We start from the raw sequence: 337 nt of genomic DNA on the forward strand, positions 1-337 counted from the left end.
TCACCGCCGCCTACGGCACCGGCGGTGTCACCGATGAGCTGATCCGGGCGCTGGCTGACAGCGGCGCCGAACGGGTGCTGATCGCCTTCGACCGGGACGAGGCGGGCAACCGCGCCGCCGAGACCCTGGCCGAACGCCTCGCCGAGCAGGGCCTGGACTGCTTCCGGGTGCTGCTGCCCAAGGGCATGGACGTCAACGGCTACGCCACGACCATGCAGCCGGCGCATAAGAGTCTGGAGCTGGCGTTTCGCAAGGCGCAATGGATGTGCAGTGGCAAGCCCGGGATCGAGTCCGCGCCGGAGCCCGCCCCCGAAGCGGCTAATGAAAAAAGCGCGCC

1 protein-coding gene is annotated in these 337 nt (G+C 69.4%); it reads left to right on the forward strand.

Annotated elements, in window-relative coordinates:
- Window positions 1–337, forward strand: a 337-nt coding sequence (locus AC1RQI_RS17125; RefSeq protein WP_481905819.1) for a toprim domain-containing protein, incomplete at both ends; no start/stop codon positions are given.

It is taken from the genome of Salicola sp. AFF1 (assembly GCF_056783195.1).